This window comes from Cupriavidus sp. 05T313, assembly GCF_056396665.1.
Genome location: NZ_JBFTLX010000023.1, coordinates 1 through 18,150, shown reverse-complemented (window position 1 = coordinate 18,150; position 18,150 = coordinate 1). Strand labels below are relative to the sequence as shown.

Genomic DNA, 18,150 nt, shown 5'->3' with positions numbered 1-18,150 from the left:
AGTTCCTCACAGGTCTGCGGCAATGCCGCGCTTGCGCACCGCCGGCCCGCCGCTGAGCATCGGGATCGGTCCGGACCATTCTTCGAATTTCGTTACGGCGCCGCGGTAGTGCAGCGGCACGTCGCTGAGCGCGCCATTACGCTGCTTGCGGATCAGCACCTCGGCGTAGCCCTTCAGGTCGGCGTTGCCCGGCTCGTACATCTCCGGGCGGTGCACGAACATCACCACGTCGGCGTCCTGCTCGATGTCGCCCGAGTCGCGCAGGTCCGAAAGGATCGGCTTCTTGTCGGGACGGTCTTCGTTTTTCCGGCTGAGCTGCGCCAGCGCCACCACCGGCACGTTCAGTTCCTTGGCCAGCGCCTTCAGGCCGCGCGAGTACGCGCCGATCTGCTGCGTGCGCATTTTTTCCTCGCCGCCGGTCATCAGCCCGAGGTAGTCGACGATCAGCACATCCAGACCGTGCTTGCGCTGGTGGACCTTGGCCTTCATGCGCACCTCGAGCAACGTCAGTGCGGGCGAGTCGTCGACGGCGAAGTTGAGGCAGTCGATGTGCTGGATCGATGCGGTCAGCGCCGTCCAGGCGGCAGTGTCGCTCGGGTTGAGCCGGCCCAGCAGCTTCGAGAGTGAGACGTTGCCGCGGCTGGCCACCGCGCGCGCCACGATCTCCTGGTCGGACATTTCCATCGACAGCAGCAGCACGCCGTAGTCGGTGGCCATGTTCAGCCCGATGTCGGTCGTCAGCGCGGTCTTGCCCATCGACGGGCGGCCGGCCACGATGACCAGGTTGCCGCGGCGCAGCCCGCCGTTGAGCGCCGTATCCAGGGAATTGAGCCCGGTGGGAATCGCCATCTCGCCCGAGCCGTGGGCGCGCGCGTCGACCGAATCGCAGAACTCGGCCAGCAGCTCGCGCAGCAGCTTCGCTTCCTTGCGCACGCCCACCTGCGCCAGCCCGGCCAGCATGGTCTGCGCGCGATCGAGGATCTCGGCGCCCTTCAGCGGCCCCGGCGTCTCGACCAGCTCGCGCATCTTCTGCGCGGTGGCCAGGGTCTCGCGCAGCAGTGCTCGGTCGCGGACGATCTCGGCGTAGCGGGCGATATTCGCGGCGCTGGGCGTGCGGTGAGCCAGCTCGGTCAGGTAGCCCAGGCCACCGGCGCGATCCGCGCGGCCCTGCCCTTGCAGCGCCTCGAAGACCGTCACCACGTCGGCCGGGCGGTTGGCCACCACAAGCTGCAGGATCTGCGAATAGACCAGCCGGTGGTCCTCGCGGTAGAAATGCGCCGGCTCCAGGCCGCTGATGCGGTCGATGGCGTTGTTTTCGAGCAGCAGGCCGCCAAGCACGGCTTGTTCGGCTTCCAGGCTAAACATCGGCCGCGCCTGTGGCAGGTCGTCGGGGGCGTTCATGCGGCAGCGTCCTCGTGGTAACGACCCTCGCGGATCTTGGTGAAGTTTTCGGGCTTGACGATCCAGTCCAGGCTGGCGACGAAAGGCTTGCGGCCCTCGGCAGTTCGGGCGCGGCCAGTCAGGAACTCGGACTGCGCGACATAAGCGAACAGCCGGCGCCAGTAGTCCAGGTTCTGGCGCTTCGGGTCTTCGTTCCACCTGGTACGCAGGTTCGACTGCCGAGTGCCTTTCCACTCCCGGATGGACGGGCAGGCGGGCAGCAACTCGTGGTAGAGCGCGATGATTTCCTGATGCGGGCAATCAGGACGGGTGGCTTTTGCCCCGCCTTCAACGAGAGTCAGGTCGGCAGGCGGAGCGCTGTCGACAACTAACCCGTTAGGGTTAGTAGTAGTTGTAGTTGTAGTTAACTCTTCTCTACTCTTCTCTTCTCTATGCGGTGCATTGCGTTGCTCGTCGTTGCATTGCGTTGCATCGCGTTGCATGTCGGTGCTTTCCGTTGCTTCGCGTTTCAATCTTTCGCGACGAAGACGGGCACGTTCGGTGCTGGAAAGCGCGCCAGTATTGGGATTGCCGGCATCCTCACGTTTTGGCTGGCGCTCATTCCACCTCGCGATAGCGCCATCGACGATCAGTCCCTTCTCGGTCATCGAGGCGATGATCGCGGCGACCGAACCGTCCTCGTAGCCGAAAAGAATGTCGAAATCTTCAGGATGCAACGATGCAACGTTGCCTCGCGTTGCATCTGCGTTGCCTTGCGTTGCACTGCTAGCGCACTCCAGCAGCGCAGCCCAAACGGCAATCACGTTCCCAACTGGCTGGCCGCTCTTCCTGGCGACCCATTGGAATTTGGGATCGGTCACGGTGCCATGCCACCACCGGAACCATTCCATGACTGCTTGCCTTGCCATTACTGCTTGCCTCCCGCGGTCGCCGCGCTGTCGAGCAGCTGGGCGAGTTCGCGCTTGATCTGGGCGCACAGCGCGAGCCGCACGTCCCGGGTTTCCGCCACTGTCATCTTGTGCAGCAGTTCGTTGATGTCGTCTTGTTGGCTCATGCGGCCCTCTGCGCAATGACCTCTTCCATGATCGTCAGATGCGACTGCTTGGCGATCCACTGCTGCACACCCCAGTTACCGACCGTCGCCGCCCAGGCATTCAGCTTTTCGGGAGACAGGTTCCGGCGGCACGGCTTGTCATCGGCGGCGAGGTAATCTGAGATGTGTGCCGGGTAGCAGCCTATGCGCTCGGCAAGGGTGCGCATGGTCATAGCCTTGATGCGGCGATGGCTCCACGAGAGCCGAACCACTTCGCGGAACGTGGCGCACGCTGCAACGTCTGCTCCCGGCAGAAACGCTGGGGCATTGACTACGCCGCCGAACAGCTTCAACTCATCCATGTGGATGGCTCCCCTTAGCCAAAATTCATCGAATAACCGGTTGAATTACCGGTTGGGCGAGGCCTTAAATAAAAGCGCCATCCCTGACGCTTCCACCCGCAACCCCACAAACCTACTAACTGGCGCATCCCCCGCCCATGGAACAATCGAGAACTCTGACCTTCTCAACCACCCACGAAAGGGGGATGCATGGAAAAACAAACCGAGCAACAAATTCGCGCGCTCAAATCGGACATGGAGCGAGCCTTTTCAATGCTCAGCGCCCAGAACTTTCTGCTGCAGCAGCTCTACAGCAACTGGTTCATGAGCAACCCGGATGCGCGAAAGAAGGTGCCCGGGGAGTACATCGGCGCAGCCCGCTTCAAGGCAACTGCGCCAAGCGACGATCCGTCCCTCATGAGTCTTCAGGCGCAGACTGTTCAGCATCTGGAGCACTTCTTTGCATCCGTGAAGCAGAGAGTGGAAGAAACGGAGTGGGCCCTGAGTCGCCAACGAGATACGAAGTAACTCCGACTGACACCGGTCGGCCAGCCTCGATCTGCTCAAGCGCCGGCCGGATCAGCCATAGCACCAGGCGGGCATACAATTTCTTCATCAGGGTTCTCCATGCCAAAATCATCAACTGCCGACTACACGCTGCACTGCGGGACCTGCAGCTCGCCATCGGAGTTGCCCGAGGGCTCGGCCTGCCCCGTATGCGGGGGTGCGATCATCTTTCAGGACCCGTGGGTAACCCGGTTCAAGACCAAGCTCCGCGGGGTGCAGCGCGATATCGAAATCGCGAAGGAAAAACCAGCGAGCTAGCCCGGATGAGCCGGCGCACCCGCAGCCCTAGGCTTGCGCGATTTGCGCTTCGATGTGCCTACCGGGGGCTGGACGTCGGCGCTGGCGTCTTGGCTGTATTTGATTTCCTTGAGGAACAGATCGGGATGAGCGATCTTTACGGAGGGAGGGATACCCCTCGCTCTCCAGTTGTGAACCCGCTGGGTTCCGCCCAGACGGCTGTCATAACCAAGGAGCTTCGCAACCTGAGCAGCACCTCCAAGGCTTTCGATGAGTTGCCAGTCGTCGTGGACGGCGGTCTGTTTTGCGTTCATGACCGTATTAAACATGATGTTTAACAAAACGTCAAACACCACGTTTATCAACAAAACGTTTACCCATGAGAAAATGTGCGCCATGCACGAAACCATGGTTCGCCTCTACGAGGCCGCAAAAGCACTCAAGGGGTTAAATTCGCCGACAGACGTGGCGAAGGCCCTGAATCAGTCGCAGCAGACGGTCAACAATTGGGAACGGAGGGGCATGTCGCAGGGCGGCATGCTGAAGGCGCAGGAATTCATTGGGTGCAGCGCGACGTGGCTGCTTACAGGTCAGCCCCCTATGGCTGTGCCGGCATCTGACAGCGGAACTATCAAGCCCGTGTTGCCGACGCACCAAGACAGTGAAAGTTCTTCAGCAGGCGCTTACAATCCTTCGCTCGGCCCTGCTGAGCAGGATTTACCGCGCCCTACAGAAGAAGAGTTCGCTTTGGTTCCGCAGCTTGACGTTAAGGCCGCCTGTGGTGATGGGCGCTTCCAGGATCACGTAGTCGTAAAAGGCGGACTGGCATTCAAGCGGTCGAGCCTCAGAGACTTTGGCGTGCCAGAGCACGCCGCCCGGATCATCTACGCGGACGGGGGCAGCATGCGCCCGACTATTCAGGATGGGCGGGTGGTACTCATCAATACCGCCGACAACGAGCCGAAGGACGGGAAGATCTACTTGATCTGTATGCCGGACGGCGACCTAGTGCTGAAGCGGTTGGTGCACGACTACCATCCGGCCTCAGGTGCGATGGCCTGGATCATCCGCAGCGACAATCCGGACCGGGCAACGTTCCCTGACAAACTGCTGCCGCCGGACGACAGGACAATGATTGCTGGCAGGGCCGTCTGGACTGACAGCTTGCTTTGACAAAAGGGAGCATATGGGGCTCATCTTCCTCTGGGTTGCCCTTAGCATTGCCTGCGCCTTCCTGGCGGCCCGGCGCGGCCGGTCGGTGTTCGTGTGGTTCCTGATTTCGCTCTTCTTCACCCCTCTGGTTGGCTTTATCTTCCTGCTGGTGTTGCCGAGCCAGGCGATCGCGCTAGGCCAGCCCACCCCGGAAACGCACGTCAAATGCCCCGACTGCCGCGAGCTGGTGCTGCGCGACGCGAGCAAGTGCAGGCACTGCGGCTGCGCCTTGATCCCCCAATGAGGAAAACGATGCGATCCCTACTCTTGGCAATTCCACTTGCCACCCTCGCCGGCTGCATGACCATGCACGATTTGGATAGGCAGACGCCGGTACGGACGGAAGCCCTGCGCGGGGACTACCTCGAACTCGCGCAATGCATCGAGGCGCGCCAGATCCGCGCAGGTCAACCGGGCCAGATCAAGCTATCGAACGACAAGGCGCGCAAGGAGGCGCTAATAACCTGGAACCATGATTTGGGCACCTTCGCCACGTTCATGTTCTCGGGAATGGGCCCACAAGCGACGGAGATGAAGGTCTACTCGACCATCGGCTTCAAGGAAGCGTGGATGACAACGATTAAGAGCTGCGAGCAGCCGGCCTAGAGCGCAAGCATGCCCGCCTAAGCCCACCCCGTTGCGGTGGGCTTTTTTACGCCTATACCTCCCGCATCCGCTCGGCCAGCCCGAGCCGCCAAAGCGTAGCGCCTACATCCAGTAGCGCCATCAGCGCTTCCGGTCCCATGGCCTGACTGACCATCAGATCGGCCAGGATCGCCATCGCCCGGTCCGCGGGCAAATCTTCGTCCTCGTCACTCCCCAGGCACTCGAATGCCTGGATCACGTCGTCTACGGTCATGGCGGCTCCTGCGTGCGTTGATCCAGTCTAGGTGGCTGCCACGCAAAAAACTAAACATAGTGTTTGACCGAAACATAAACATGGTGTTTAATAACATCCATCGGCACTACACAGCGCCGCCCCGATGGAGACTGAAATGCCCCGCACCTTCACCCTGCCCGAGATGGCAGACCTGATCCGAGATCAGGCCGTCGAAGCCACGGCCGAAAAGCTCGGCATGTCCTATCAGGACGTCACCTACGCACTGCGCGTTCGCAACGAGCAGGTGCTGAGCACGTTCTGCGAATTCGTCACCGCAGGCTCGAAAGCCGCTGAGCGTCTGCACGACCTCGGCCTGCTCACCGTCGCCTGAGGATCCGCCATGACTCCGGCCGAAATCCTTAGCCACCTCTCGCCGCAAGACCGTGCCGACGCACTGGCCAGGTTCCTGCGAATCGAGAGCTTCGATTACTCGGGAATGGCGCGCGACGACCACGACATCGTCCAGCTCGGGCACTACACCGACTTGCACGATGAGCTGGTCGCAAAGGCCCGCGAGAGCCAAGAGATGGATCGCGAGTGCGCCGCCGATGCCCGCTTGATGCGCCAGGCCACGCCGAACCACCTTCTGTTCAACGGCACAGCGAGGGCAGCATGAGCACCGCTACCGACAACAACGCCTACGGCACCACCGCCGAAATGGCGTTCCTCAACCAACTGGCACGCAGCCCGGCGCGCGCGACGCTCCTGCGCAACTACATCGCCGCGGCGCCGAAGCGCACGGTGTGGGGCTCGATCGACAAGACCGCAGTCCTGCTCTACGCGCAGCAGTTGCTGAATGAAGCCGAAGGCGCTGGCCTCTCCGCTGCGAGGGCAGCGTGAAACTGAACCACTACCGCACGCACAGCATCCCGGCACCGAGCATCGTGACCGATGACTTCGGCACCGAGCACGACATGCTCACCGGCGACGGCGATTTCGGCAACCTGGACGATGCCCCTTTCGATCGCGCTGCAGGCTTTCTCGTAAGTGGATTGCAGACACCAGAAGCCTACGAACAACTGTGGGGGAACGAGGCGTGAATCCCTCAAAACGCATCACTCGCAACAACCGAGTGCTGGCCGCGCTGTTCTGGCTGGCCCTCGGCTACGCCGTGGTCGTCGTCGCCCACCAGGTGCTGGCATGAACTACGACCCCACCTCGAATCAACTGCTGGCCACCGCGAAGTGCTCGCGCGCCCGGCAGTGGGCTGGCGCCATTAGCTACGGCCTGGCCGCCGGTTGCATCTGGTACCTGACCGTCGCCATCCGCGCGGGCTTCTAAACGCTTCACCCACCCAGGAGATTTTCATGGACACGCAAATCACACCCACCGCGATCGCCATGCAGTCTGTCGAATCGTCGCAGATCTACAGCATCGGCCACGACGCCGAGTCCAGCATGCTCGCCGTCCGCTTCAAGAACAAGGCCGGCGAACCGACCTCGCTCTACCACTACCGCAACGTGAGCGCTGAGGACTTCGCGGCGTTCAGCGGCGCCGAGTCGATCGGCTCGCACTTCTACAAGCACATCAAGCCGTTCGCCGAGAAGTACCCGTACGAGCGGATCGAAGCGAAGCCGGCCGACGCCGAAACCGACACCCAGGCCGCCTAACACCGGCACACCAACCCAATCCAGGAGATCGCAAATGTCCACTGCCGTCGCTGAGCGCCCGGTCGCCAACAACCAGAGCCTCGTCGCTAAGTTTGCGGCGAAGTACAGCATCGACGCCGGCAAGTTACTGGCCACCCTGAAGGCCACGGCATTCCGCCAGAACGGTCAGCAGGAAATCAGCGACGAGCAGATGGCCGCGCTTCTGATCGTCGCCGACCAGTACGGCCTGAACCCCTTCACGAAGGAGATCTACGCCTTCCCCGACAAGGGCGGCATCGTGCCGGTGGTGGGCGTCGACGGCTGGTCGCGCATCATCAACGAGCACCCGCAGTCGGACGGCTTCGAGTTCGTCGAATCGGAGGAAACGACCACCTTCGAAGGCAAGACTGTTCCGGTCTGGATGGAGGTCCACATCTACCGCAAGGACCGCGCTCGCCCGATCAAGATCCGCGAGCGCTTTGCCGAGGTGGTACGTGCGACCATGCAGCCGTGGAAGAGCCACCCATCACGGATGATGCGCCACAAGACGCTGATTCAAGGCGCGCGCCTCGCGTACGGCTTTGCCGGCATCTACGACGAGGACGAAGCAGCGCGCATTGTCGAGCGCGACATGGGCCCGGCCGAGGTGTCCCGGCCCGCCGCAGGCACGGTCGTGAAGATGCCGCAGGCAAAGGCCAAGCAGATCGAGCAGCAGGACACCCGCACGGTCGACATGCCGATGCAGCGCATCAAGCAGCCCGCCGAAGTTGAGCAGCACCCGGCCGCCCAGCAGCAGGTACAGACGCAAGCCCAGCGCCAGCCCGCTGCAGGCGACGACATGGCCACCGATGGCGAGAAGCAATGGGTGCGCAACAAGCTCGACGGCGCGGGCATCGCCGTTCCCGATGCGCTGGAGGCTCTGGGCCTTGCCGATCTGGACACCCTCACCCGCGACGGCTTCGTGGCGCTGCAGGACTACATCAGGGAGAACTGCTGATGTCTGTCCTGCTCTTCGACGAGGCAGAACACGCCTACACGTTCGATGGCGCGCGGATCCCGAGCGTGACGCAGATCCTCGCGCCGCTGAACGACTTCAAATTCGTGGCACCGGAGGTGTTGGAGTACAAGCGCCAACTCGGCACCGCGGTCCACAAGGCGACCGAGCTCTACGACGAGGGCGACCTGGACGAATCGACGGTCGCGGATGTCGTGCGCCCCTACCTCAACGGGTGGATCCGGTTCCGCGCTGAGAAGAAATTCGAGATCCTGGGCATGGAGCACCGCGTGTTCCATCCCACCCACCGCTACGCCGGCACCTATGACCGGCTGATACACATGGACGGTGCGCGCGGGATCCTCGACATCAAGACCGGCGAGCAGTATCCGAGCTACGGCCCGCAGACAGCCGCCTACAAAAACGCCGTCGAACAGGAAACAGGCAAGCGCGTGCCTGGCCGCTACACCCTCCAGCTGCGCGACGACGGCACCTATCGCCTGCACGAGATGAAGGACCCGGACGACTGGGCCGTCTTTCTCTCTTGCCTGACTCTGCACCGCTTCCGTAACAAGCACGCCGCCTGAGCGCGGCCCTGGAGATCCTGATTATGACCAATGCAACTACCCAAGGCACCGTCGCCTACGACGCAAGCGTGGCGCTTGTCCTCGCTGGCAAGGCGCAGAAGGCGCTATCCAGCGCCGAGGCCTTCGTGATCGACAGCCCGACCATGTACGAGATCGCAAGCGACGACCTCAAGTCCGTCAAGACGCTGATGAAACAGGTCGAAGAGCAGCGCACCTCGATCACCGGTCCGCTGAACCAGGTGCTCAAGGCCGTCAACGAGCTGTTCCGCGCGCCGAAGGAATACCTGGAATCGGCCGAGTCCAAGCTGAAGGGCGCGCTGCTCACTTATGACCGCGAGCAGCAGCGCAAGGCCGAGGAAGCGCGCCGCGCCGCCGAGGAAGTTGCCCGCAAAGAGCGCGAGCGCATCGAAGCCGAGGCGCGCGAGGCACAGCGCGTGGCGCAAGAGAAAGCCGACCGGATCGCGAAGGAAGCCGCGGCGGCCGCTGCCGCTGGCGATGCCGCCAAGGCCGAGCAACTGCAAGCCCAGGCGCAGGAGACGGTCGCCGCCGGCGCACAGCAGGCGCAAGACATCGCGATGACAGCCGAATTGGTGACCGCCGCACCGGTGCCCATCGCATCGGCCGCGCCGAAGGTGTCAGGCCTGTCCACCCGCAAGAACTGGAAAGCGCGCTGCACCGACAAGATGGCGCTGATCCGCTTCGTGGCCGCGCACCCCGAGCACCAGCACCTGCTGGAGGTCAACCAGTCCGCGCTCAACCAGCTGGCCAAGGCCCAGAAGGACGCCATGCGCATCGAGGGCGTCGAGGCCTACCCGGACGAAGTCATGTCCGCGCGCGCTGCCTAAATCCCAAACCGCCACCACCACCGGAGCCACAGCAATGCTCGAACTCGAAAGCCAGCTGGTCAAGATCAAGCACATCAACACCCGCAACGAGAAGCACGGTGAAGACAACGTGCTCAGCGTGGACCTGAAGCTGCAGGCACGCGTCTCGAACGATCTGCTTGCGCAGTTCTCGCCGACGCTGAAGTCCTCGTTCTACTACAAGGACGAATCAGTGCAGGGCGACTTGGTGAGCGACGCTGCCTATTTGCCCAACCTGAAAAACCCAGCCCTCGGCGCGGTGAAGTGGGACGGCGACTGGGAGCACCAGTTGTTACGGATCCTCAGCAAGGTGCGGCCCAAGGACGACATCCTGCTCGAAGATGCCAGGGTGAACAAGCTCTCGTTCGATTTTCAGGAAGGCGGCACGGTCTTCATCAACTTCCGCGTGCAGGCGTACCCGGACGAAAAAACCACCGCCCGCATCCTCCAGCTGCTCGGCCAGGAAGTGCACATGAGCCTGAGCTTCCAAGAGCCGGAGCAGATGAAGGAAGCGGCCTGACCGATTTACGGGCGAAAGCAGATGCCGGCGGTACCGGGCAGGTGCCTGGCCCGCGGGGTTCGATTCCCTTCCGGTGCAGCGAGTAACCCACCCCTCAACGGGCGGCTGCGGCAGGACAACGCCGAGTCCCTAAATAGCGTGCGACGCCGTCTCCTGGTTGGGAACGCCGTCAGCCGCCCACCCTACTTCGAGCCTGACCATGGAAGCCATCAACAAGACCATGTACCGCGCCGACGACGGCCAGCTCTTCGAGACCGAGCAGGCCTGCGTCGATCACGAAGCGAAGATCGCCGCACGCGCAAAGCTGACCACCTACTGGCGAGTCTCGCATTCCCCGGACCTGACCGAGGGCCGAGGCTTCCAGGCGCTGACGCTGGTGGAGTGCTACGGCCCTGAAGCATGGAACGCCGAGATGTTCATGCAGGACTGGTGCTTCCGGAAACTCGGCCGCCCGGTGGAATTCGTGCAGGGCGTCTCGCCGATGCCCGCATGGCGTGTCAGCGCAATCGACGCAGCGCAGTTCCGCACCGGCGCCCAATCCAGCATCGGTTCCACGCGGATTGACGGTACGCGCCTGCGCCTGGTGCTGGCCGGCCGCCCTGCCGCCCTCGAACCCGACCCAGCGCAGGTGACCGCATGAACTGGCCCCTTCGCACCCCCGTCCGCGCCGCCGACCGGCTGAACGCCGACATCGTGGATCTTGCCGCCGACTCGTCGGCTCTGAAGCGGCAGAACGCCGAGCTGCGCCGACAACTGGCTGAGACGAAGTCGCTGCTGGCCGTGGCGCGCGAGACGAACGTCTCCCAGGCCTCCCGTCTGCTGCAGCTCGAGCGCCTGGCTCGCGCGCTCAACGATGGCGCGAAGACACGTCCGCTGCAGCCGCTGGCGCGCTGGGTGAAGTTCGGGCCCGAATCCGCATTACTGGCTTCGCTGACGAAGCCGCAACAGGATTAATGAGATGACCCCGAAATCAGTACAGATAGCGCCCCGGCTGCCCGCGATCTCGATCCCCCCCATCGTCCCGATGATCGCCGCGGTCGTGATCGTGATCGTCATGGTACCGATCGTGATCCCCGTGAGGCTCTCCGCCATAGTAGCCCCCACCGCCCCGGTGCTCGTCTCCATAGGGTGCCACAACGCAGCCGCTCAGCAGTGCAATGGAAGCGGCAAGCAGCACAAGAATGGGCTTCATAGCTCTCTCCAATTCTGTCTTAGCCTTCATTCAGGATACGCGCTGGGTTGCATGTCGGATGTAGGCGAAGCCTCCTCCTACAGCGAGGGTTTCTCCTACAACGAGGCACACGCATGATCCGCCGCGAATACACCACATTCGGCATGTGCTCCGGCCTGGGCGGCGGCGCCAAGGGCTTCAAGAAAGCAGCCTCCCAGGTGGGCAACATGATCGCGACCTGGCGCTGCTTGGGCGGCATCGACGTCGACCCGGCCGCCGCGCGCGACTTCGAGCAGCTCGTGGGCGTGCCCTGCACCGTCATGGACCTGTTCACGCGGGCCATGTACACCGCCTTCCACGGCAAAGAGCCGCCGGCGGGCTGGCGCGAGGCCACGGCCGCTGACATCCGGCGCGCCGCCAACAACGAGCACCCGCACTGCGTGTTCATCTCGTCGCCGTGCAAGGGCGCATCCGGCCTGCTGTCCGAGGCCCTGAGCCGCACGCCGAAGTACCAGGCGCTCAACGAGCTGACGCTGCGCTGCGTCTGGCTGATGTGCGAGGCCTGGAAGGACGACCCCGTCGAGCTGATCGTCTTCGAGAACGTGCCGCGGCTGGCCACGCGCGGCCGGCACCTGCTGGATCAGATCAACCAGATCCTGCGTCACTACGGCTATGCGGTGAACGAGACCACGCACGACTGCGGAGAGCTCGGCGGGCTGGCCCAGAGCCGCAAGCGCTTCCTGCTGGTGGCGCGGCACATGGAGAAGGTCCCGGCCTTCCTGTACGAGCCCGAGCTGCGACGCCTGCAGGGTGTCGGAACGGTGCTAGGTCGCATGCCGCTGCCCGGCGAGCTGACCGGCGGTCCGATGCACCGTGTTCCCTCGCTGCAGTGGAAGACCTGGGTGCGCCTGGCGTTCGTCGAAGCCGGCAGCGACTGGCGCAGCCTGAACAAGCTGGCGGTGGAGAACGGGCACCTGCGGGATTACCTGATCCTGCCGGAACGCAGGTCCGGGCACCTTGGCGTCATCGACTGGAAGGATCCAGCGGGCACCGTGGCCGGCGAGTCGCTGCCGACCAATGGCACTTTCTCGATCGCCGACCCGCGCTTCGCCAAAAGCGCGAAATGGAATGATGGCCATGCTTACGGCGTGCTGCCGTGGGACCAGCATGCAAACACCATCGCCGCGCAGCAGATGCCCGGCCAGGGCTACTACACCGTCGCCGATCCGCGCCACGCCGGCCCGGCCAAGCACAACAACGAGTTCCGGATCGTGCCGTGGGACCAGGCCGCCGGCGCGGTCACCAGCGCCCATGGCACAGGACAGTGCGTCCAGGATCCGCGCGCGTCGACCGGATTCGAGGGTGCTGGCAAGTATCGGATCACCGGCTTCGACGAGCCGGCCGGCACTGTCATCGCACGCAGCGACACCGGCCAGGGGGCGTATGCCGTTGCGGACCCGCGCCCCGGTATGCGGCGCGAGCGCGGCGACCACTACCTGACCGGCGGCCACTATGGTGTGGTGGGCTGGGATCAGTCGAGTGGCGCCGTGTCGGCAGCTGCTGGCCACGACAACGGCCGCTGGTCGGTCGCTGATCCGCGCCTGCCCGCGGCGAACGACAAGCTGGTCGCGATCATCCGCGCGCTGGACGGTACGTGGCACCGCCCTTTCACCACGTTGGAACTGGCCGCGCTTCAGTCGCTGATCGAGCCCGAGGAATACCTGGAGTTGGACGGGCTCAGCGATCAGGCCTGGCGCGAGCGCATCGGCAACGCAGTGCCGCCGGACGCCGCGCGCGCGATCGCGGAGGTAATGGGCACCACCCTGCTGCTGGCCGAGACTGGCGAGACCTTCATGCTGTCGGCCATGCCGGTCTGGGTGCGGCCGGTGGCCGTGGCGCTGTCGGTGGCTCAGCCGGAGGCAGCATGACCCAACCAATGGCTCTAGGGAAGCGGGGGAAAACCGAGGTAGCCGTTCAGACGGGCGTGGTGCTCAAACGCGAAAGTCTCTTCGACCATCTCCCTGTACCGCTCGCGATCACGCACCCGTTGCTCATAGACAGCGCGGCCCAATTCAGCGTGGAGTTTGGCAACTTCGTCGCCGTGCAGCTCGGCCGTCTCTTTGAGGAATTTTTCATAATCGTCCATGCCCGACTTATCGGCGCTGGGAAGCAAACCTTGAGGCCCCTATGAGCGAGAACAGCAAAATCGAGTGGACAGATCACACCTTCAATCCCTGGGAAGGCTGCCAGAAGGTCGGGCCCCGCTGCGACCACTGCTACGCAGAGACTCGCAATGCGCGCTTCGCTGGCGGGCAGGCGGTCAATTGGGGCCCGGGCGCGCCGCGCCGGCTCACGAGCCCCGCGAACTGGCGCAAGCCGTTGGCCTGGAACGCCAACCATGATGCCTTTTTCGCCGAGCATGGCCGCCGGCAGCGCGTCTTCTGCGCCAGCCTGGCCGACGTGTTCGATAACGCGGTGGATCCGGCCTGGCGTACCGATCTGTTCGACCTGATCATGGCCACGCCGAACCTCGACTGGTTGCTGCTGACAAAGCGGATCGGCAATGTGCAGGGCATGCTCGTCGGGCCAGGAATGCCGGGCCGGTTGCCATCGAACGTCTGGCTCGGCGCGACGATCTGCAACCAGGCCGAGGCCGACCGCGACATCCCGAAGCTGCTGGACGAGCCGGCGCGCGTGCGGTTCCTGAGCATGGAGCCGCTTCTGGGGCCGGTGGACGTGTCGCGCTGGCTTGATCCAACTGGCGTCCACTGCATGGATGTTTGCGCCGATACACGGTACGTCAAAGACGATGAGGTCGAAACCTACACGGCCAACGGCGAGTGTGTGCCGCTATGCCCGGCCTGCGGGGAATCCGCAAGCTGGACGGGCTACGACGATGGAATCGACTGGGTGATCGTTGGCGGCGAGAGCGGCGCGGTCGCGCGACCTATGCATCCGGACTGGGTCACCAGCCTGCGCGACCAGTGCGCGGCGGCTGGCGTGCCGTTTCTGTTCAAGCAATGGGGCGAGCACGCGCCGAACAACCGCACGATGGCAGAGGTCGAGGCGGCCGAGCGCGGCTACACCTTCGTCCACTACAGCGCGACCCAGCCCTACCCCATTGCGGCAATGGACCGCGTCGGTAAGAAGGCCGCCGGCCGCCTGCTCGACAGCGTGCAGCACGATGGATTCCCGGAGATCGCGGCATGACGCGCCATACCACTAAATTACTTGGTCGGGTCGCCAGGAAGACCCAGGATCTTATCGAAGTCCAAGAGGGCGTCCATCGGGTCCTGAACAGCGCCCAGGCCCACCAATGCGCGTTCGACATTGATCCTCTCAAGGCTTTCGCGTGTCTCCTGAGTCAACACAGCGGCATGGAGCGCCTTGCCTTCGCCAACCTTGTCAGCAAGCTCTTTGTCGAAGAATTTTTCCTTAGTCATCGTAGCTCCCTCTGTCGGCAAACTGCTCGCACCTTGCTTGCAGGTTCATGGACCGTAGCATGTTCAAAGAACGCCCCACCCTCTTCAGGATCTGTGCGGTGGAATTTCGGAGGGATCAGCGTTGATCATCTACCCATGCTTTCGCCCATTCGATGCCTGCCGCGACGGCAAAGTCGAACGTTGCGTAGTAGCCCAGAGGCTCAGACGCCTCCAGAACGAGATGGTCCTGCTGCACGGTGCCAAATGCTTCGAACGAACCATCCGACAGTTGCTTCGCAAAGCCACGAACTGTGTAGTCCTTGTAGCTCTCAATGCCCATGGTAGCCCCCCTGTTTTGGAGAATCGTAGCATGAAGCACATGACCTCCCAGACACTTGACGGAGAGGCCGGCGCCATCCTCTCCGACTGCGAACAGTACCGCTATCGCCTCTGGCGCCAGTGGGACCGCAGCCTGCCGGCCCTGGGCTTCATCATGCTCAACCCGTCGACCGCCGACCACCAGGTCAACGACCCGACGATCACCCGATGCCTGCAGCGCGCGCTGGCCGGCCGCCGCTATGGCCGCCTGGAGGTGGTGAACCTGTTCCCCCTGCGCTCCACCGATCCAGACGGCCTGCTGGCGCACCCGGCGCCGCTGGGTCGCGAGGACACGGCCAACTGCTCAATCATGGACGCGCTGGATCGCTGCTCGCTGGTGATCTGCGCATGGGGCGCACACAAGGCGGCACCGGCGCGTGCGGCGGAGGTGTTGCGCATCGTGAGGATGTGCGGCCGTGGCGCCCTGCTGCATCACTTGGGCCTGAACCAGGACGGCAGCCCGAAGCATCCCCTGTACATCGCGGCCAAGGTACGGCCGAAGCTCTTCGCACCTTGAGCACCTTGCGGATACCCATATGGTGCGTATTCGGCATTTACCAACGTAGTGAGTAGAAGTGAAAGCAGCAGCAAAACGTATGATTGAAACAACCCGGCAGGACGGCAGGACTGGGAGAGCCAGATGGACACAAGATTGATGAGCGAGCAGGACCTGCGGGACGTCACCGGCAAGAAGCGACACAGCGCGCAAGCAGCATGGTTCAAGCTGCACTTTGGGTTGACGCCAGTGCAGCGCGCCGACGGCAGGATCATCCTGACCTGGGCAGCATTCGAGGCGCTGCAGGCGAAGCGCGCGGGGGTCCTGCCTGGCGCGGGCACCCCGGCAGCTAACCGCCCCGCCCTGATCCCCCTCAGGAAGGCGGCATGACCGGGCGCAGGAAGAAGGCAGACGGGCTGCCCAGCCGGGTCTATGTCCGCTTTGGCAGCTATCACTGGGTCAGGAACACCGACCAGAAGTGGATCAAGCTGTGCCGCTTCGACGAGGGCCAGACCCGGATGTATGAGCGGCTGGCCGAGGAGAAGCGGAAGACGGAGGTCGACGGCGACGAAGGGAGCATGTCCCGGCTCGTGGCCGTCTACATGGAGAAGACGGAAAAGGAGTATGCCGATTCGTTCCGGGCCGAGTGGCGCCGGCGCGGGGAGGATGTCCGTAAGGCTTTCAAGCGGCACAACATCGAAGAGGTTGACCCGGGCGCGGTGGAGGATTTCCTGCTGCAGAACTGGCCAGACAAGCTGCCGACCCAGACCGCCATGAAGGGCTGGCTGTCCAAGTTCTTTAGCTGGGCCGTGCGCCGCCGGCATGTGCCGCTGAATCCCTGCCGCGAGATCGAACTGAAGAAGCCGAAGGTCCGGACGACGTACATCCCGCATGGCCACTTCCTGGCCATCCGCGCGGCGCTGGCCGAGTACAAGTACAAGAAGAAGATCGGCGGCAAGGAGCAAACTATTGTGGCAAAGGTGCCGACCGGCCCGGAAATGCAGGTCTTCGTCGACCTGTGCTACCTGACATGCCAGCGTTCAACCGATATACGGCAGCTGCGCTGGAGCCAGGTGGACCGCGAAGCAGGGCTGATCCACTTCGTCCCGTCCAAGACCGAGGACAGTAGTGGCGAGGCTGTCGACTGGCCCATCACCCCGGAGATTCGCGAAGTGCTGCGCCGCGCCAAAGCGCTCCGGCAAGACGTGAAGGTGCAGGCACTGACTGACGACTTCGTGGTGATCAACAAGAAGGGAAAGGCGAAGACCGCGGCAGCGTGCCGGGATGCCTGGCGCGATGCGATCGCGCGCGCCGAGATCGGCGATGTGGACTACACGGTGAAGGACATCCGGGCCAAGGCGCTCACGGATGCGAAGAAGGCAGGCTATGACATCGACGCCCTGCAGGTGGCAGGCGCGCATACAGACCGGGCGACGACCGAGGGGTACATCAAGCAGCGTGAAGTACCTATATCGGTCGTTCGCCTGAGCCTGCCAATGTAGCTAGCGGGCTTGCATGGTCTATTGAATCTCAGCTGCCACAGAAGCTAGCAATTCTCTGAGACGCTGTTTGAAAGCACGGACTCGTTTCGCCATGTCGTCTATGGCTGCATCCGTCTCGGTCAACGTCGTGTTCGCTTGCTCGTGCGCTGCACAGAGGTCATTCATGTCCGAGATAAGCGCGTGAAATGCCTTTACATCCTCATCCGGTACGAGTAGTTGCTTCTCACTGACCGCCTCAGATGCAGCATGCAGATTTGTTATTACCTCGGTGCGAGGCATAAGATCGGCGCGTCGTTGAGGCTCAAGGGTGAGAAAAATATGAGCGCTTCGTCCTGCGGCACCCAACAACCGCTCAATCTTCTGATATGCCTCAATCCGCTGCTTCGCAACCTCAATGGCGGCCGCCTTTCGGATTTCAATCTTGAGCTTCGTTTCCTCAAGCTGCGAGGAATAGGTGAGCTTTAACGCCTCCATCTCGGCCAGAAACTGGTGCTTGATCGCCTCCGCTTCCTTTGTCACGGCAACATTAAGCTTTGCTTCGACCCATTTCTGTACCGCATGGCGGAGGAACCATGCCAGAACAAAGACCGTCAGCAGCCAGTAGTCCTGTAAAAGCTGATAAGCACTCTTCAGAGCCACAAGTTCGCTCATAGCATCTCACTCGCATCGAACGACAGGACATTGCAAAACGCAATAGAGACTTCAGAAAGCTAGTGTGCTACTTCAGCAGCGGCTGTTGCGTCGCGGAGAGGATTTTTGCTGTTGTGATCTGGCCTCGGAGCACCCGCGCGTTCACGCTGAGATATACCTGTTACGTCCCGGGCTATTTGAGGAGCGGCGTCGCGAGCTATTCGAGGTGAGACGTCGGCAATCGTCGCGGGTTGCCGGAGGCGCAGAGCAACTCCGGCGTAGCGTGAGATGGAATGAGGCGAAGTCCGAGAATCGTCGCACGATGAA

Annotated in this window: 31 protein-coding genes; 21 read left to right on the top strand and 10 right to left on the bottom strand. The window is 62.9% G+C overall.

Annotation, left to right across the window (positions count from 1 at the left end):
• Nucleotides 1-6 precede the first annotated feature (6 nt).
• The 4 genes from dnaB to AC1DKD_RS08205 are packed head-to-tail and all read right to left on the bottom strand — an operon-like array spanning nt 7 to nt 2,796.
• Nucleotides 7-1,401, bottom strand: coding sequence for a replicative DNA helicase (dnaB, locus tag AC1DKD_RS08220; protein WP_477111000.1), 1,395 nt, complete (start codon nt 1,399-1,401; stop codon nt 7-9).
• Nucleotides 1,398-2,291: a hypothetical protein gene (locus AC1DKD_RS08215; RefSeq protein WP_477111001.1), complete on the bottom strand. Its 894-nt coding sequence runs from the start codon at nt 2,289-2,291 to the stop codon at nt 1,398-1,400. Before AC1DKD_RS08215 ends, dnaB begins: the two co-directional genes overlap by 4 nt.
• A 17-nt stretch (nt 2,292-2,308) precedes the next feature.
• On the bottom strand, nt 2,309-2,455 hold the full coding sequence (locus tag AC1DKD_RS08210) for a hypothetical protein (RefSeq protein ID WP_428179446.1): 147 nt from the start codon (nt 2,453-2,455) through the stop codon (nt 2,309-2,311).
• A complete protein-coding gene (locus AC1DKD_RS08205; RefSeq protein WP_477111002.1) occupies nt 2,452-2,796 on the bottom strand; it encodes an XRE family transcriptional regulator in 345 nt (114 codons plus the stop codon). Before AC1DKD_RS08205 ends, AC1DKD_RS08210 begins: the two co-directional genes overlap by 4 nt.
• Before the next feature lie 189 nt (nt 2,797-2,985).
• On the opposite strand from AC1DKD_RS08205, the gene AC1DKD_RS08200 reads away from it, so the two are divergent.
• Nucleotides 2,986-3,303: a hypothetical protein gene (locus AC1DKD_RS08200; protein WP_477111003.1), complete on the top strand. Its 318-nt coding sequence runs from the start codon at nt 2,986-2,988 to the stop codon at nt 3,301-3,303.
• Between the two features lie 293 nt (nt 3,304-3,596).
• On the opposite strand, the gene AC1DKD_RS08195 is transcribed toward AC1DKD_RS08200, so the two are convergent.
• Nucleotides 3,597-3,977 carry a hypothetical protein gene (locus AC1DKD_RS08195; protein WP_477111004.1) on the bottom strand — a complete coding sequence of 127 codons (381 nt, stop codon included), beginning with the start codon at nt 3,975-3,977 and terminating at the stop codon, nt 3,597-3,599.
• On the opposite strand from AC1DKD_RS08195, the gene AC1DKD_RS08190 reads away from it, so the two are divergent.
• From AC1DKD_RS08190 to AC1DKD_RS08180, 3 genes are read left to right on the top strand one after another with little or no spacing between them, the layout of a single operon-like run.
• Complete coding sequence (locus AC1DKD_RS08190) at nt 3,976-4,752, top strand: LexA family transcriptional regulator (protein ID WP_477111005.1); 777 nt, start codon at nt 3,976-3,978, stop codon at nt 4,750-4,752. The two genes, AC1DKD_RS08195 and AC1DKD_RS08190, sit on opposite strands and share 2 nt — an antisense overlap.
• Nucleotides 4,753-4,765: 13 nt before the next feature.
• Complete coding sequence (locus tag AC1DKD_RS08185) at nt 4,766-5,035, top strand: hypothetical protein (protein ID WP_477111006.1); 270 nt, start codon at nt 4,766-4,768, stop codon at nt 5,033-5,035.
• Nucleotides 5,036-5,043: 8 nt separating this feature from the next.
• A complete protein-coding gene (locus AC1DKD_RS08180) occupies nt 5,044-5,397 on the top strand; it encodes a hypothetical protein (RefSeq protein WP_477111007.1) in 354 nt (117 codons plus the stop codon).
• A 52-nt stretch (nt 5,398-5,449) separates the two neighbouring features.
• Here AC1DKD_RS08180 and AC1DKD_RS08175 read toward each other — a convergent pair whose 3' ends face one another.
• Nucleotides 5,450-5,650, bottom strand: a complete 201-nt coding sequence (locus tag AC1DKD_RS08175; protein WP_477111008.1) for a hypothetical protein — start codon at nt 5,648-5,650, stop codon at nt 5,450-5,452.
• Nucleotides 5,651-5,786: 136 nt separating this feature from the next.
• Between AC1DKD_RS08175 and AC1DKD_RS08170 the strand changes: the two genes are divergently transcribed.
• The 13 genes from AC1DKD_RS08170 to AC1DKD_RS08110 all read left to right on the top strand — a co-directional run bounded on the left by AC1DKD_RS08170 (nt 5,787) and on the right by AC1DKD_RS08110 (nt 13,323).
• Nucleotides 5,787-6,002 (top strand): hypothetical protein, encoded by a 216-nt coding sequence (locus AC1DKD_RS08170; RefSeq protein ID WP_477111009.1) that lies wholly within the window; start codon nt 5,787-5,789, stop codon nt 6,000-6,002.
• Nucleotides 6,003-6,011: 9 nt separating this feature from the next.
• On the top strand, nt 6,012-6,287 hold the full coding sequence (locus AC1DKD_RS08165) for a hypothetical protein (RefSeq protein WP_477111010.1): 276 nt from the start codon (nt 6,012-6,014) through the stop codon (nt 6,285-6,287).
• Nucleotides 6,284-6,511 carry a hypothetical protein gene (locus tag AC1DKD_RS08160; RefSeq protein ID WP_477111011.1) on the top strand — a complete coding sequence of 76 codons (228 nt, stop codon included), beginning with the start codon at nt 6,284-6,286 and terminating at the stop codon, nt 6,509-6,511. Before AC1DKD_RS08165 ends, AC1DKD_RS08160 begins: the two co-directional genes overlap by 4 nt.
• Nucleotides 6,508-6,711 carry a hypothetical protein gene (locus AC1DKD_RS08155; RefSeq protein WP_477111012.1) on the top strand — a complete coding sequence of 68 codons (204 nt, stop codon included), beginning with the start codon at nt 6,508-6,510 and terminating at the stop codon, nt 6,709-6,711. Before AC1DKD_RS08160 ends, AC1DKD_RS08155 begins: the two co-directional genes overlap by 4 nt.
• Before the next feature lie 100 nt (nt 6,712-6,811).
• On the top strand, nt 6,812-6,952 hold the full coding sequence (locus AC1DKD_RS08150) for a hypothetical protein (protein ID WP_477111013.1): 141 nt from the start codon (nt 6,812-6,814) through the stop codon (nt 6,950-6,952).
• A gap of 26 nt (nt 6,953-6,978) precedes the next feature.
• A complete protein-coding gene (locus AC1DKD_RS08145; protein WP_477111014.1) occupies nt 6,979-7,281 on the top strand; it encodes a KTSC domain-containing protein in 303 nt (100 codons plus the stop codon).
• A 34-nt stretch (nt 7,282-7,315) separates the two neighbouring features.
• Entirely contained in the window at nt 7,316-8,257 is a 942-nt protein-coding gene (gene bet / locus AC1DKD_RS08140; protein ID WP_477111015.1) for a phage recombination protein Bet, read from the top strand.
• Nucleotides 8,257-8,841: a PD-(D/E)XK nuclease family protein gene (locus AC1DKD_RS08135; protein WP_477111016.1), complete on the top strand. Its 585-nt coding sequence runs from the start codon at nt 8,257-8,259 to the stop codon at nt 8,839-8,841. The genes bet and AC1DKD_RS08135 overlap by 1 nt, the downstream gene beginning before the upstream one ends.
• A 23-nt stretch (nt 8,842-8,864) precedes the next feature.
• The gene (locus AC1DKD_RS08130; RefSeq protein ID WP_477111017.1) at nt 8,865-9,686 is read left to right on the top strand and encodes a hypothetical protein; all 822 of its coding nucleotides are present in this window, start codon (nt 8,865-8,867) and stop codon (nt 9,684-9,686) included.
• Nucleotides 9,687-9,720: 34 nt separating this feature from the next.
• Nucleotides 9,721-10,224 carry a hypothetical protein gene (locus AC1DKD_RS08125; RefSeq protein WP_477111018.1) on the top strand — a complete coding sequence of 168 codons (504 nt, stop codon included), beginning with the start codon at nt 9,721-9,723 and terminating at the stop codon, nt 10,222-10,224.
• Nucleotides 10,225-10,423: 199 nt separating this feature from the next.
• Complete coding sequence (locus AC1DKD_RS08120) at nt 10,424-10,864, top strand: hypothetical protein (RefSeq protein WP_477111019.1); 441 nt, start codon at nt 10,424-10,426, stop codon at nt 10,862-10,864.
• Nucleotides 10,861-11,178, top strand: coding sequence for a hypothetical protein (locus AC1DKD_RS08115; RefSeq protein WP_477111020.1), 318 nt, complete (start codon nt 10,861-10,863; stop codon nt 11,176-11,178). The genes AC1DKD_RS08120 and AC1DKD_RS08115 overlap by 4 nt, the downstream gene beginning before the upstream one ends.
• Before the next feature lie 351 nt (nt 11,179-11,529).
• Nucleotides 11,530-13,323 carry a DNA cytosine methyltransferase gene (locus AC1DKD_RS08110; protein ID WP_477111021.1) on the top strand — a complete coding sequence of 598 codons (1,794 nt, stop codon included), beginning with the start codon at nt 11,530-11,532 and terminating at the stop codon, nt 13,321-13,323.
• A gap of 14 nt (nt 13,324-13,337) precedes the next feature.
• Here AC1DKD_RS08110 and AC1DKD_RS08105 read toward each other — a convergent pair whose 3' ends face one another.
• Nucleotides 13,338-13,541 (bottom strand): hypothetical protein, encoded by a 204-nt coding sequence (locus AC1DKD_RS08105; protein WP_477111022.1) that lies wholly within the window; start codon nt 13,539-13,541, stop codon nt 13,338-13,340.
• Nucleotides 13,542-13,582: 41 nt separating this feature from the next.
• Here AC1DKD_RS08105 and AC1DKD_RS08100 point away from each other — a divergent pair, with 41 nt between their 5' ends.
• A complete protein-coding gene (locus AC1DKD_RS08100; RefSeq protein WP_477111023.1) occupies nt 13,583-14,605 on the top strand; it encodes a phage Gp37/Gp68 family protein in 1,023 nt (340 codons plus the stop codon).
• A 17-nt stretch (nt 14,606-14,622) separates the two neighbouring features.
• Here the strand turns inward: AC1DKD_RS08100 and AC1DKD_RS08095 are convergent, their stop codons facing one another.
• Nucleotides 14,623-14,838, bottom strand: a complete 216-nt coding sequence (locus tag AC1DKD_RS08095) for a hypothetical protein (protein WP_477111024.1) — start codon at nt 14,836-14,838, stop codon at nt 14,623-14,625.
• A gap of 115 nt (nt 14,839-14,953) precedes the next feature.
• Entirely contained in the window at nt 14,954-15,157 is a 204-nt protein-coding gene (locus AC1DKD_RS08090) for a hypothetical protein (RefSeq protein WP_477111025.1), read from the bottom strand.
• 30 nt (nt 15,158-15,187) lie between these two features.
• On the opposite strand from AC1DKD_RS08090, the gene AC1DKD_RS08085 reads away from it, so the two are divergent.
• The 3 genes from AC1DKD_RS08085 (at nt 15,188) to AC1DKD_RS08075 (ending at nt 17,193) form a co-directional block, all read left to right on the top strand.
• Entirely contained in the window at nt 15,188-15,712 is a 525-nt protein-coding gene (locus AC1DKD_RS08085; protein ID WP_477111026.1) for a DUF1643 domain-containing protein, read from the top strand.
• A 123-nt stretch (nt 15,713-15,835) separates the two neighbouring features.
• Nucleotides 15,836-16,081, top strand: coding sequence for a DUF4224 domain-containing protein (locus AC1DKD_RS08080; protein ID WP_477111027.1), 246 nt, complete (start codon nt 15,836-15,838; stop codon nt 16,079-16,081).
• Nucleotides 16,078-17,193: a tyrosine-type recombinase/integrase gene (locus tag AC1DKD_RS08075; protein WP_477111028.1), complete on the top strand. Its 1,116-nt coding sequence runs from the start codon at nt 16,078-16,080 to the stop codon at nt 17,191-17,193. The genes AC1DKD_RS08080 and AC1DKD_RS08075 overlap by 4 nt, the downstream gene beginning before the upstream one ends.
• An 18-nt stretch (nt 17,194-17,211) precedes the next feature.
• Here AC1DKD_RS08075 and AC1DKD_RS08070 read toward each other — a convergent pair whose 3' ends face one another.
• A complete protein-coding gene (locus AC1DKD_RS08070; protein WP_477111029.1) occupies nt 17,212-17,844 on the bottom strand; it encodes a hypothetical protein in 633 nt (210 codons plus the stop codon).
• Nucleotides 17,845-18,150: the final 306 nt, after the last annotated feature.